Origin of the sequence: Sphingomonas sp. ABOLG (assembly GCF_003950435.1) — a bacterium.
GTDB lineage: Bacteria > Pseudomonadota > Alphaproteobacteria > Sphingomonadales > Sphingomonadaceae > Sphingomonas > Sphingomonas panaciterrae.
The window spans coordinates 108,289-121,059 of record NZ_QQWW01000002.1 but is presented as its reverse complement, the minus strand read 5'-3'; the positions used below and the strand labels follow the sequence as shown (position 1 = coordinate 121,059).

Genomic DNA, 12,771 nt, shown 5'->3' with positions numbered 1-12,771 from the left:
CGCCGTCGTTCTTACGGGTTAACGCGTCCCCTTCCGAACGACGTGTGCCATCATGCGAGAAGCACCCATGACTGACACCCTCACGAAGACCGCGGCGGCAAACGCGCCGATCAACGACACCCGCAAGGCGGAATTGCTGTCGAAGCAGGTCAAGCACATCGACATCAAGTCGTTCGATGCGCGCCCGATCGTCGACGCGATGAGCGACATGAGCTTCACTAGCCGCGACCTCGGCCGCGCGACGAAGATCTACAACGAGATGCTGGCCGACAAGGACTGCACCGTGTGCCTGGTGATCGCGGGATCGACCAGCGCAGGCGGCTGCATGGACCTGTATGCCGATCTGGTGCGCAACAACATGGTCGACGTGATCGTCGCCACCGGCGCCACCATCGTCGACATGGATTTCTTCGAAGGTCTTGGCCACAAGCACTATCAGGCGCTTGAAATCCCTGATGATGATACGCTGCGCTCGCTCTACATCGACCGCATCTACGACACGTATATCGACGAGGAGCAGCTGCAGGACTGCGACTTCACGATCAACAAGATCGCGAACGAGCTGGAGCCCAAGGCCTATTCCTCGCGCGCCTTCATCCGCGAGATGGGCAAGTATCTCGTCGAGCACGGCAAGAAGGATAACAGCCTCGTCAAGCTCGCCTATGAGCATGACGTGCCGATCTTCTGCCCGGCGTTCGTCGACTCGTCGGCCGGCTTCGGCCTCGTCAAGCATCAGGTCGACCGCGCCAAGGAAGGCAAGCCGTACATGATGATCGACGCGGTCGCGGACTTCCGTGAGCTGACCGAGATCAAGATCAAGGCGGGCACCACCGGCCTCCTCATGATCGGCGGCGGCGTGCCGAAGAACTTCATCCAGGACACCGTCGTCTGCGCCGAGATCCTCGGCCACGAGGATGTCGAGGTGCACAAGTACGCCGTGCAGATCACCGTCGCCGACGTGCGCGACGGCGCCTGCTCCTCCTCGACGCTGCAGGAAGCGGCTTCGTGGGGCAAGGTGAACACCGGCATCGAGCAGATGGTGTTCGCGGAAGCCGGCTCGGTGATGCCGCTGCTGGCGTCCGACGCCTATCACCGCGGCTACTGGAAGGATCGCGCAAAGCGCGGCTGGGCGAAGCTGTTCGCCTGACCGGCTTGACGTGACGAAGGGCCCGCGCCCCGCCCTGCCTCATCAGAGGCAGCGGCGTGGCGCGGGCCTTTTGCTTGTTAACCCTCCCCGACCGCAACAGCGTCGCATCGGCGCATTGTCCGGGCAGGCGTGACGCTGACAAGCCGCGCACCGGGCCTGCTCGCCGGCCGCGCCGGCATGCACCTCAATCTGGCTGGCGAAGCATCGACCAGAAGCGTGGCCCGTTCCCCGGTACGTGCCAGTCATCGACAATATCGAAGCCGAGGGCGCGGTAGAAACCAAGGTTCCGCTCGGTCGCTGTCTCGAGATAGGCGGGCAGGCGCCCGGCCGCGCGGGACAGCCCCGCCCGCACCACGGCAGCGCCCAGACCCTTGCCCTGCGCGGCTGGATCACAGCCGGCAATGTGAAGGTACCAGAAGTCACCCGCCGGCATGTGCGCCTCGACCGCGTGCGAAACCTTCAGGGCGCGTGGAATGTTCGCCCCCAGCGCACGCCATAGCGGCCACGCCTGCCGCAGCATGGCGACCGCGCCGGTCGTGGCCTTGCCCGGGCCGCGCCACAGCGTCGCGGCCTCGCCCCCTGCCGTGACGACCCGCATCCCCGCCGCATCCGCATCGAACAGGATCGCGAACAATCGCGGCAGCCGACGCGCGCGCTCCGCCGGATCGGGAAAGATCCAGCTCATCGCCGGATCATCCGCGAACGCGCGCGCCAGCATCTCGGCAACCCGCGCCCGGTCAGCCCGGCCGGCATTGCGCATGCCGCTCACCCTCGATCTTCCAAAGGAACCGCAAAAGCCAAGGTCCAGACCATTGCCATCCCCTCCCCTCCTTTTCACCACTCCGGCCGCCGCGCAGCCACCGACAACGAAAAAGGGCGCCGATCGCTCGGCGCCCTTCGTCATTCAGCGGTGCGTCACGAGGCTTACGCCGCGTCGCTGCCGGCCTTTTTCTTTTCGGCATAGACGCGGATCGGTTCCTTGCGGCCGTCCACCACGTCCTTGTCGATCATCACCTCGTCCACCGATTCCATGCCCGGCAGGTCGAACATGGTGTCGAGCAGGATGCCCTCCAGGATCGATCGCAGGCCGCGCGCGCCGGTCTTTCGCTCGATCGCCTTCTTGGCGACCGTGACGAGCGCGTCGTCGGTGAAGCCCAGCTTCACTTCCTCCATCTCGAACAGCTTCTGGTACTGCTTGACCAGCGCGTTCTTCGGCTCGCTCAGGATCTTCACCAGCGCCGTCACGTCCAGGTCCTCGAGCGTCGCGATCACCGGCAGACGGCCGACGAACTCGGGGATCAGGCCGAACTTCAGCAGATCCTCCGGCTCGGTCTGGCGAAGGACTTCACCCGTGCGCTTTTCCTCCGGCGCCGCGACATAGGCGCCAAAGCCGATCGACTTGCCCTGCAAGCGGTCGCCGATGATCTTCTCGAGGCCCGAGAAGGCGCCGCCGCAGATGAACAGGATGTTCGTCGTGTCGACCTGCAGGAACTCCTGCTGCGGATGCTTGCGCCCGCCCTGCGGCGGAACGGACGCGGTGGTCCCTTCCATCAGCTTGAGCAGCGCCTGCTGCACGCCCTCGCCCGACACGTCGCGCGTGATCGACGGGTTCTCGGCCTTGCGGCTGATCTTGTCGATCTCGTCGATGTAGACGATGCCGCGCTGCGCCCGCTCGACGTTATAGTCGGACGCCTGGAGCAGCTTCAGGATGATGTTCTCGACGTCCTCGCCGACATAGCCCGCCTCGGTCAGCGTCGTCGCATCGGCCATGGTGAACGGCACGTCGAGGATGCGCGCCAGCGTCTGCGCCAGCAGCGTCTTGCCGCAGCCGGTGGGGCCGACGAGCAGGATGTTCGACTTGGCAAGTTCGACATCCGCACCCTTGGCGCCGTGGTTCAGCCGCTTGTAGTGGTTGTGCACCGCTACCGACAGCACGCGCTTGGCCTGCTTCTGCCCGATCACATAATCGTCGAGGACGTCGCAGATTTCCTGCGGGGTCGGCACGCCGCCGTCCTTCTTGGACACAAGCGCCGACTTGGTTTCCTCGCGGATGATATCGTTGCACAGCTCCACGCACTCGTCGCAGATGAACACGGTCGGTCCTGCGATGAGCTTGCGAACCTCGTGCTGCGACTTGCCGCAGAAGGAGCAATAGAGCGTGCTCTTCGAGTCACCGCCGCTGAGCTTGGTCATTCAATCACATCCTTTGCCGGCCGGGCATGGTAACCCGGCCAGTCATGATCCGGCAATGCCGGAAAGAGGGCCAACGCCGATCAGGCGGCGGCAGCCGTATCTTCGGCCGGGGCAGGCCGCTTGTCGAACACCTCGTCGATCAGGCCGAATTCCTTGGCCTCATCCGAGCTCATGAACTTGTCACGATCCATCGCGCGCTCGATCACCTCGATCGGCTGGCCGGTGTACTTGGCGTACAACTCGTTCATCCGGTGCCGGATGCGCAGGATTTCGCGCGCCTGGATCTCGATGTCGCTGGCCATGCCCTGTGCACCGCCCGACGGCTGGTGGATCATGATCCGCGCATTGGTCAGCGCGACCCGCATCCCCGGCTCGCCCGCCGACAGCAGGAAACTGCCCATCGACGCGGCCTGACCGATGCACACGGTGCCGACGCGCGGCCGGATGTACTGCATGGTGTCGTGGATCGCCATGCCCGCCGTGACGACGCCGCCCGGCGAGTTGATGTACATGAAGATGTCCTTCTTCGGATTCTCCGACTCAAGGAACAGCAGCTGCGCCGTGATCAGGCTTGCCATGCCATCTTCAACGCCGCCGGTGACGAACACGATGCGCTCGCGCAGCAGGCGGCTGAAGATATCAAAGGACCGCTCGCCACGGTTCGACTGTTCGATGACGATCGGCACGAGACCTGCCTGCGTCTGCTGCATGCCGACGCCGGCGCGCGCAAGGGCGCCTGCAAAGTCGCCGGTCTCGAACGGGTTGTGCATGGAAGGCTCTCTCTTGTTCTTTCAGGATGACCTATGTCGCGCGCGGCAGCGGCGACTTCAAGACCTGCCGCTCAGTCCTGGCGGCCGCGAAACGTATAGGTCAGGGACAGGCCACCGGACCATTGATTGCGTGAGCCGTAGCGCCGCACGATTGGCGACCGGCTCGCATCGTCGACGAGCCGCTCGTATTTGCCATAAACGTAGATGCCCCATTGCGGCGTCAACTGCTTGAGGAAACCGGCGTTCCCGCCCACTGCCTGGATCCCGCCCCCGGGGCGGAACGCCGTCAACCCGGACGTGGCGACGGATTCCACCGGGACGCCGAAATAGGCACGCTGGTACTTGCCGTTGGAATAGGTGACCCGCGGCCCGATCGCGAACAGCCAGTCGTCGCGGTCGCGCGCGACATAATCGACGCTGGCGACACCGATCAGCCCCTTGTGCCCACCAATCCCTTGGCGCAGCTCGAGGCGGGCGCGCAGCGGCTCGGCGATGGTATATTGCGCGAACAGGCCCGGCTCCACGGTAAAGCCCACGCCACGCACGCCCGGCACGTCGCGCGTCCGGCGGGACCCCTCGAAACTCAGCGTCGGGCCGACGGAAAACCTTTCAGTATCGAAGACGGAGATGCTGGCGCTCTCGTCCGCCGCCTCGAAGATGAACGGCGTGTCTCCACGCGCCCGGCTGATATCCAGGAACGGCCGCAGCACCACGCCCTTGTAGCCGGGATATCGGGGGACAAGCTGGGGGCCCGCCGCGATCCTGGTCCGCCGTGGCTCGTCCTGCGCGGCAACGCCTGTCGCCCCTGTCGTGCCAAGGACGAAAAGGGCCGCTGAACGGCCGAGGAGCGACATCGCCATGCAGTGAGACTAGATCAGTCTGTCGGCCCTGACCAGCGTTCCCGGCGCAGGATACGCAAGATACGCCAATCGCCGTACCTCGCGGCGGCCACGGACCACCGTATCCAGGATCAGCCCGGCAAATCCGGCGAGCGCCGCCAGGATCGTCAGTCCGGTCACGAGGATCGCCGTCGGGAAGCGCGGCACCAGCCCGGTCTGTGCATAGGTAACCGCCAGCGGGACGGCCAGGATGATCGCGAGCAGCAACAGTGCGGCCCCGACGTAGCCGAAGAACCACAAGGGGCGCTCGATCCGATACAGGGTCGCGATCGTGCCCAGGATGCGCCAGCCATCGCGATAGGTGCTCAGCTTCGACACCGAGCCTTCCGGGCGCGCAAAATAAGGCGTTTCCACCTCGCCCACCGGCATCTTCAGCTCCAGCGCGTGCACCGAAATCTCGGTCTCGATCTCGAACCCGACCGACAGCACCGGGAAGCTCTTGACGAAGCGGCGCGAGAACACCCGATATCCGCTGAGGATATCGGTGAAGCTGCGCCCGAACAGGCGAGTCAGCATCCCGGTCAGCATCGCATTGCCGAACCGATGTCCGCGTCGATACGCCTCGGTCGCTTCACCGATGCGGCTGCCGACCACCATGTCGAGCTGCTCGTCGAGCATCCGCTCGATCAGCAACGGCGCGGAGGCCGCATCATAGGTCGCGTCGCCATCCGCCATCACGTAGATGTCGGCATCGACGTCGGCGAACATGCGGCGCACCACGGCGCCCTTCCCCTGCACGCGCTCGGTCCGCACGATCGCGCCCGCCGCCCGCGCGACCGCCGCGGTTCGGTCGTGCGAGTTGTTGTCATAGACGTAGATCGCCGCGCCCGGCAGCGCAGCGCGAAAGCCAGCGATCGTCTGCGCAATCGCTGCTTCCTCATTGTAGCAAGGAAGCAGGACGGCAATCCTCAGCTCCGTCTCGCGCACCATAGCTCCATTCACGCCGCCCAGATCTCCGATCGCGATGTTCTGTAACAAAAAAGAGCGTCCCCCTGAAAAATCAGGGAGACGCCCTTCACTATCCGAAACGAATTAAGATCAGCCTTCGGTCTTGGGCGCCTTCTTGGCAGCGGCCTTCTTCGGCTTGGCCGGTGCTTCCGCTTCGCTCTCGGCATCAGCGGCAGCCGCCTTCTTCTTCGGCGCTGCCTTCTTGGCCGGCGCTGCGGCCTCGTCGGTCGCCTCGTCCTCGGCCGGTGCTGCCGCGGCCTTCTTCTTCGGCGCCGCCTTCTTGGCCGGCTTCACCTCGTCGCCCTCGTCACCCTCGGCAGCGGCCTCGTCACCCTCGGCAGCGGCCTCGTCAGCCTTCTTCTTGGCCGCGGCCTTCTTCTGCTTGGGCTTGTGGTTGTCGTGATCGTGGTGATGCGTGCCGGTCGCGAAACCGTCCTCGCTCTCGATCGCGGCTTCCAGTTCCTCGCGCGTGGTCTCGCGCTCGGTCACCTCAGCCTTGTCGAACAGGAAGTCGACGACCTTGTCCTCGTACAGCGGCGCACGCAGCTGGGCAGCAGCCATCGGCTCCTGCTGGATGTACTGGATGAAGCGCTGCTGGTCCTCGCCGCGATACTGCTGCGCGGCCTGCGCTATCAGGCGGTTCATTTCCTGCTGCGTGACTTCGACGCCGTTGGCCTGGCCGATCTCGCTCAGCAGCAGGCCGAGACGGACGCGGCGCTCGGCGATCTTGCGATAATCGTCGCGCTCCTTCTCCATCTCTTCCATTGCCGCCTTCGGATCCGGCTCATGGGTCGCCTCATGCTCGAGCTGCGCCCAGATTTGCTGGAACTCGGCCTCGACCATCGACGGCGGCACTTCGAAATCGTGGCCGGCGGCGAGCTGATCGAGCAGCTTGCGCTTCATGTGGGTGCGGGTCAGGTTGCCCAGCTCGCTCTCGATCTGGCCACGGACCAGGCCGCGCAGCTGCTCCAGGCTCTCGAGGCCCAGGTTCTTGGCGAGGTCCTCGTCGACGGTCGCTTCGCCAGCGACCTTCACCGACTTCACGGTCAGGTCGAACGTGGCGTCCTGTCCGGCCAGTTCCTTTGCCTGGTAATCCTCCGGGAAGGTCACCTTGATCTGGCGCTCCTCGCCGGCCTTCACGCCGACGGTCGCATCCTCGAAGCCCGGGATCAGGCGACCCGAGCCAAGCTCGATCGCCATGTCGGTGCCGGTGCCACCTTCGAAGGCGACGCCGTCCATGGTCTTGCCGACGAAATCGACGGTGACGAGGTCACCCATCTTCGCGGCATAGCCTTCCTCGGCGTCTTCCCACTTCTTGGTCTGGTCGGCGAACTTCTGCAGCTGCTCGTCGATCACGGCGTCGTCGGCCGGAACGGTCAGCTTCTCGAGCTTCAGCCCCTCGATCGCCGGCGCCGGCACCTGCGGCAGCACTTCCAGCTCGACGGTCAGCTCGGCGTCCTTGCCTGGCTCATAGCCGTCGGCCAGCTGGACGGAGGGCTGGATCGCCGGACGCAGCTGCTTCTCAGCCAGCAGCGTCTGGATGCCTTCCTGGATCGACGTGTTGAGCGCGTCCTGCAGCAGCGCCGGGCCGTGCATCTTGCGCACGATGTTCGCCGGAACCTTGCCGGGGCGGAAACCGGGCATACGGACCTGCGGTGCGACTCGTGCCAGCTCCGCATCAACGCGCGCCTCGATGTCCTTGGCCGCGATGGTCAGCGTGTAGGCGCGCTTCAGGCCCTCGTTCAACGTCTCGACAGTCTGCATCTTCGTGCCTTCAACTGAAATTTCGTGGATGGTGCCTGTCCGCGGGCACGCCGCGGATAAACTGGTGCGGGCGAAGGGACTCGAACCCCCACATCTTGCGATACTGGAACCTAAATCCAGCGCGTCTACCAGTTCCGCCACGCCCGCATTTAGGCACCGCCGGTCGCGGGCCTCTATACCGGGTGGAGCCGATCGGCAAGCGGCGCGAGCAACCACGCAGCGCGATCGCGCGTTGAAAGCGTGAAGAGGACCCAGAACATGGCCACCACGCCCCCGCCCGAAACACCCGTTCAGCCCACCCAGCCGGCTCAGCCCGCGGCCCCGCCGCCGGAAGTGACGCCGCCCGCGCCCGACATCGATCTGCCGGCACCGGGCGCCCCTGCGAACGATCCTGCCCCCGCCAACCCGAGTATCTGACGTGACCGACAATCGCAGCAACGACCCGCTGATCGACAGCCTGCCCGAAGATGAACCGGAAGCCGCGCCGGACAGCCCGCCTGCCGCGCAGGACGATCTTGCCCGCACCGACATCGAGGGGCAAACCGCGATCCGCAACGAAGCGGTCGATGAAGGCGCCATTGCGGAGCCGCACGACGCTCCCGCCCGCTTCAGCGAAACCGACAGCCCTGATGACAGCCGGCACGATCCCCGCGTGAACTAGCGCGGGCAGCCGGCGCCCGGACAGCCGCTTCGACCAGAGCCGCAGCTACTGGTCGAAGTCGCTCTTGCTCGCGTCCGTGCCATGAAGCTGCGCCCACAGTTTCTGCGTCCCCGCTTCCTGCGCGCGATTCACATATTGAGAGGCGACCAGCCATCCCTTGATCGGCCGCAGCGGCAGGACCGTGCCCAGCGCCATGATCGGAACCGACGTGAACAGATGGACCCAGCCGGGCGGATCAAAAGCGACCTGCAACCACACGATGAATGCCGTCAGCGGCAAGGCCACGATGCAGAGAGAGAAGAACGCCGGCCCATCATCGGGCGCAGCAAAGCGGTAATCGAGGCCGCAGTTCTCGCATCGATCCGTGATCTTCAGCCATGACTGGAACATGTGACCTTTGCCGCAACGCGGACAAAGGCCTTTCCACCCGCTCTTCAGGATCCAGCGGAATTTGTCTCCGTCGGACTGGGCTTCGCTTTCGATAGCTTGCTTCTCCATCATGCTCAGCAGGTAGGGATACGGCCATCAAGCCGGGATTGGACATAATGTCCACCTCGCCCGCACCTTTCCTGAACCTCGCTGAAGAAACCGGCGCTGGCCCCGGCGTCATTCACGGCCGGGCACGCTGCTTTGCTGAATCGTCGCATCTGGCGTCTGGCTGACCCTCGGCGCTTCGTTGCCGCGATCTGCCGAGAACAGCCGCAGGGCATCCGGCAGCCGCCGCGGGACCTTGCCCGCCCGGCTCGCCTCGATCGCCTTGATCGATTGGAGAAGATCGCGCTGTTCGAACGGTTTGTAGAGGCAGCCGACACCGACCAGCTCCGCCTCCGGCGGGCAGTCGCCGGTGACGAACAGCGAGGGAATGCCGCGTTCGCCCGCGGCTCGCGCAACATCAATGCCGCTGCCGTCTGCCAACCGAACGTCGACCAGCACGAGATGGATGTCGTGTCCGGCCTGCAGTGTGGCCACCGCATCGGAAACACGATCCACGGTGGCGACGATCTCGAAATCCTGCTCGCTCAACAGATGCTCGGTGTCGAAGGCGACAAGTGGCTCGTCCTCGACGAGGAGGAGACGGATGATCGACCGTTTGCGCTTCCTGAAGATCATACGACCGATCCGCGCCTGTCCCTCTTTCCCATGGCAGGAATAACGCGCCGGGTGACGGCTGGTCGCAAATATTTTCGCGCTGCGACATGAACCGCGGTAATAGCGCTCCATGCCGACAGAAAAGCGTGACGGGCCGTTGACCGGACCCGGCAAGAGCCATGACCAGAAATCGACGACCCGAGCGCCGGAGCCCGCCCGCATCGCCAAGCTGCTGGCGCGCGCCGGCGTCGCGTCGCGTCGTGAGATCGAACGGATGATCGCGGAGGGCCGCGTCGCGCTGGACGGTGTCACGCTCGACACGCCGGCGACCCTGCTTGCCTCGCTCGACGGGGTGACGGTGGATGGCAACCCTGTTGCCGCGCCGGAGGCGGCCCGCCTATTCCTGTTCCACAAGCCGGCAGGGCTTCTCACGACCGAGCGCGATCCCGCCGGGCGCCCGACGATCTACGATCGCTTGCCGAAGGGGCTGCCGCGCCTGATGCCGGTCGGCCGTCTGGATCTCAACACCGAAGGGCTGCTGCTGATGACCACCGATGGTGGGCTGAAGCGGCTCCTGGAACTTCCCGCCACCGGCGTCGAGCGCGCCTATCGCGCCCGCGCCTACGGCCAGATAAGCCAGCCGCAGCTGGAGGAGCTGATCCACGGCATCGAGATCGGGGGCGTCCGCTACGGCCCGATCGACGCCAATATCGAACGCCGCACCGGCGCGAACCTCTGGATCGAACTGGTGCTGAAGGAGGGCAAGAATCGTGAGGTCCGGCGTGTGCTAGAGCATCTGGGACTGCAGGTCAGCCGCCTGATCCGCACCCGCTACGGCCCGTTCGTCCTCGGTGATCTTGCCCCCGGCCAGATCGGCGAGGTTCGCCGTCACGACGTCGAGAGCTTCAGCGCGGAGCCGACGCGCCGCGAACTGCCGCAACCCGCGCGCCGCCGCGCGGTCGAGCCGGTGTTGCCCCCGGCTGACGCCATCCCCGCGCCGGAGCGGCCCGCCGACAAGAAACTAGCGCAGCGGACGCGGCCCGGCGCTGCGAAGAAGGAACCACGCCGCCGCGCCGACGGCTCTGTCGCCAGTCGCGCCGGCACGGCGCGCAACGAGCGCGCACGCACCTTCCGCGCCGAACAGGCTCCTGCGGAACGGCCGGCGCGTGGCGCGAGCGCGGATACCGACCGCGCTGCCGGTCGCTCGGCCGATCGCAGCAGCCGCCCCGCCCGCGGCGCTTCCGCCCCGCGCGGCTCGGCAAAGCCACGCGTCGATCGTCCCGACGGGCCACCGCGCAACGCCGGCCCCGCACGTCCCGGCGGCGGACGGCCGCGGTCACCGGGCGCTGGCTCTGCTCGCCCCGGCGCATCGCGCTCGGGCCCGCCCCGCCCGCGGGGGAAGCGCTGATGCGGATCATCGCAGGCGAATGGCGCGGCCGACCGCTCGTCGCGCCCAAGGGCGATTCGACCCGTCCCACCGGGGACCGCACGCGCGAGGCATTGTTCTCGATGCTGGCGAGCCGCCTCGGTAGCTTCGACGGGTTGGCCGTCGCGGATCTGTTCGCCGGATCGGGCGCGCTGGGGCTGGAGGCGCTATCGCGCGGTGCGGCCTCCTGCCTGTTCGTGGAGCAGGATCGTGCCGCGCTCGACGCATTGCGCGCCAATATTGCCGCGCTCAAGGCGAGCGGGGCGGAGGTCCGCGCCGGCAGCGCGCTGGCACTCGGCCCGACGGCAAAGCCGCTCGACCTCATCATGATGGACCCGCCCTATGGCACCGGCGCCGGGGCGGTGGCACTCGACAAGCTCGGCCGGCTCGGCTGGGCCGGCCCGGCGACGTGGATCTCGATCGAGACCGCCAAGCAGGAGGACGTCGAGGTGAAAGGTTTCGTCGTCGACGCCGAACGCGTCTACGGCAAGGCAAAGATCACGCTGCTGCGCGCCGCCTGAGGCAGCGAACTTACGGCTCCAGCACGACGGCGTGGGTGCGCGGCCGCGGCCTCGTAGCGACCAGGGCCACCAGGCTCAGCGCGGCGGCCACGCTGCCGTACCATCCGACCGCGGACAGGCCGACATTCTCCGCCAGCGCCTGGGCGAACAGCGGCGTCAGGCCGCCGCCCAGCACGCCCGCCACGTTGAACGCCATCGACGCCCCGGTGTAGCGGACCCGTGGCGGGAACAGGCCGGGCAGCCACGCGCCCAGCGGGCCGTACACGAACCCCATAAGCAGCAGCGCCAGCGCCAGGAAGGCGAACACCAGCACCAGCGACCCCGCGCCCATCATCGGCCCCAGCAGGAAACCGGCGAACACCACCGCGACGCACCCGCCCGCTAGCACCCGCCGCTCGTCGAACTTCTTGTCTGCCAGCCAGGCGGAGGCATAGATCCCCACCGCCATGAACAGGATGGCGCCCAATTGCACCAGCAGCATGGACTGCATCGAATAGCCCAGCGTCTTGGTACCGTAGCCCAGCGCAAAGGCCGTCGCGATATAGTAGAGCGCGAAGCAGGCGATCGCGCCGACGGTCCCGGCCAGCGTGGCCAGACCGTGGTGGCGCAGCAATTCGGCGAACGGCACCGCCGGTGGCGGCGCTTCCTCCAGCGCCGCGGCGAACTCGGCCGTTTCGGTCAGCTTCAGCCGGATCCACAGCCCCAGCCCGACCAGCAACGCGCTGACCAGGAACGGAATACGCCAGCCCCAGTCGCGGAACTGCTCGGGCGTCAGCCACAGGCCCAACAGCAGGAACAGGCCATTCGCCGCGATGAATCCCGCCGGCGCGCCCATCTGGGGGGCGCAACCGAACCGAGCGCGCCAGCCCGGCGGCGCATTCTCCACCGCCAGCAACGCCGCCCCGCCCCATTCGCCGCCAAGGCCAAATCCCTGGCCGAACCGCAGGAGGCACAGGATGAACGGCGCCCACCATCCCGCCTGCGCATAGGTCGGAAGAAAGGCGATCAGCGTCGTCGACAGCCCCATCGTCAGCAGGCTGGCGACCAACGTCGACTTGCGGCCGATACGATCGCCGAAATGCCCGAAGAAGGCCGCACCCACCGGCCGCGCGAAGAACGCCACCGCCAGGGTGGCGAAGCTCGCCATCTGCTGCATCCCCGGCTCCGCGACCGGGAAGAATATCTGGCCGAACACCAGGCTCGCCGCCGTCGCGTAGATGTAGAAATCGTAGAATTCGACGCCGGTGCCGACGAAGCTCGCCAGAAGAACGCGGCGCGACGAATTGCCGCCGGAGACGATGGTGCTCATGCCTCCCTCTCCCTCCACGCCGCGCCCGCGTCAACACGGCCGCC

Annotated in this window: 13 protein-coding genes, 1 tRNA gene and 1 pseudogene; 5 read left to right on the top strand and 10 right to left on the bottom strand. The window is 66.5% G+C overall.

All coding sequences use genetic code 11. The annotated features are described in order from the left end of the window. Positions 1-67: 67 nt before the first annotated feature. Positions 68-1,147 carry a deoxyhypusine synthase gene (locus tag CA236_RS02595; protein WP_125944431.1) on the top strand — a complete coding sequence of 360 codons (1,080 nt, stop codon included), beginning with the start codon at positions 68-70 and terminating at the stop codon, positions 1,145-1,147. A 184-nt stretch (positions 1,148-1,331) separates the two neighbouring features. Here the strand turns inward: CA236_RS02595 and CA236_RS02590 are convergent, their stop codons facing one another. The 7 genes from CA236_RS02590 to CA236_RS02560 form a co-directional block, all read right to left on the bottom strand. Beyond that, positions 1,332-1,907 carry a GNAT family N-acetyltransferase gene (locus CA236_RS02590; RefSeq protein WP_241212509.1) on the bottom strand — a complete coding sequence of 192 codons (576 nt, stop codon included), beginning with the start codon at positions 1,905-1,907 and terminating at the stop codon, positions 1,332-1,334. Between the two features lie 164 nt (positions 1,908-2,071). Continuing rightward, complete coding sequence (gene clpX, locus CA236_RS02585) at positions 2,072-3,340, bottom strand: ATP-dependent Clp protease ATP-binding subunit ClpX (protein WP_046410073.1); 1,269 nt, start codon at positions 3,338-3,340, stop codon at positions 2,072-2,074. Between the two features lie 80 nt (positions 3,341-3,420). Continuing rightward, the gene (gene clpP, locus CA236_RS02580; protein ID WP_046410072.1) at positions 3,421-4,110 is read right to left on the bottom strand and encodes an ATP-dependent Clp endopeptidase proteolytic subunit ClpP; all 690 of its coding nucleotides are present in this window, start codon (positions 4,108-4,110) and stop codon (positions 3,421-3,423) included. Positions 4,111-4,181: 71 nt separating this feature from the next. Further along, positions 4,182-4,970, bottom strand: a complete 789-nt coding sequence (locus CA236_RS02575; RefSeq protein ID WP_046410071.1) for a MipA/OmpV family protein — start codon at positions 4,968-4,970, stop codon at positions 4,182-4,184. A gap of 9 nt (positions 4,971-4,979) precedes the next feature. After that, complete coding sequence (locus tag CA236_RS02570; protein ID WP_046410070.1) at positions 4,980-5,939, bottom strand: glycosyltransferase family 2 protein; 960 nt, start codon at positions 5,937-5,939, stop codon at positions 4,980-4,982. Between the two features lie 108 nt (positions 5,940-6,047). Further along, a complete protein-coding gene (gene tig, locus CA236_RS02565; RefSeq protein ID WP_125944430.1) occupies positions 6,048-7,721 on the bottom strand; it encodes a trigger factor in 1,674 nt (557 codons plus the stop codon). A gap of 62 nt (positions 7,722-7,783) precedes the next feature. Continuing rightward, a tRNA-Leu gene (locus CA236_RS02560) sits at positions 7,784-7,868 on the bottom strand. Positions 7,869-7,979: 111 nt separating this feature from the next. Between CA236_RS02560 and CA236_RS18675 the strand changes: the two genes are divergently transcribed. Continuing rightward, entirely contained in the window at positions 7,980-8,138 is a 159-nt protein-coding gene (locus tag CA236_RS18675) for a hypothetical protein (RefSeq protein WP_164518833.1), read from the top strand. A 1-nt stretch (position 8,139) separates the two neighbouring features. Beyond that, positions 8,140-8,382 (top strand): hypothetical protein, encoded by a 243-nt coding sequence (locus CA236_RS02555; RefSeq protein WP_046410067.1) that lies wholly within the window; start codon positions 8,140-8,142, stop codon positions 8,380-8,382. A 45-nt stretch (positions 8,383-8,427) separates the two neighbouring features. Here CA236_RS02555 and CA236_RS02550 read toward each other — a convergent pair whose 3' ends face one another. Then, complete coding sequence (locus CA236_RS02550; protein WP_241212491.1) at positions 8,428-8,883, bottom strand: DUF983 domain-containing protein; 456 nt, start codon at positions 8,881-8,883, stop codon at positions 8,428-8,430. A gap of 105 nt (positions 8,884-8,988) precedes the next feature. Continuing rightward, a complete protein-coding gene (locus CA236_RS02545; protein ID WP_346962757.1) occupies positions 8,989-9,645 on the bottom strand; it encodes a response regulator in 657 nt (218 codons plus the stop codon). Positions 9,646-9,679: 34 nt separating this feature from the next. On the opposite strand from CA236_RS02545, the pseudogene CA236_RS19310 reads away from it, so the two are divergent. Both CA236_RS19310 and rsmD read left to right on the top strand, forming a co-directional pair. Further along, positions 9,680-10,369, top strand: a pseudogene (locus tag CA236_RS19310) (pseudouridine synthase); the annotation flags it as partial. A gap of 509 nt (positions 10,370-10,878) precedes the next feature. Beyond that, on the top strand, positions 10,879-11,418 hold the full coding sequence (gene rsmD, locus CA236_RS02535; RefSeq protein ID WP_046407606.1) for a 16S rRNA (guanine(966)-N(2))-methyltransferase RsmD: 540 nt from the start codon (positions 10,879-10,881) through the stop codon (positions 11,416-11,418). 10 nt (positions 11,419-11,428) lie between these two features. Here rsmD and CA236_RS02530 read toward each other — a convergent pair whose 3' ends face one another. Then, positions 11,429-12,727 (bottom strand): MFS transporter, encoded by a 1,299-nt coding sequence (locus CA236_RS02530; RefSeq protein WP_125944428.1) that lies wholly within the window; start codon positions 12,725-12,727, stop codon positions 11,429-11,431. Between the last annotated feature and the right edge of the window lie 44 nt (positions 12,728-12,771).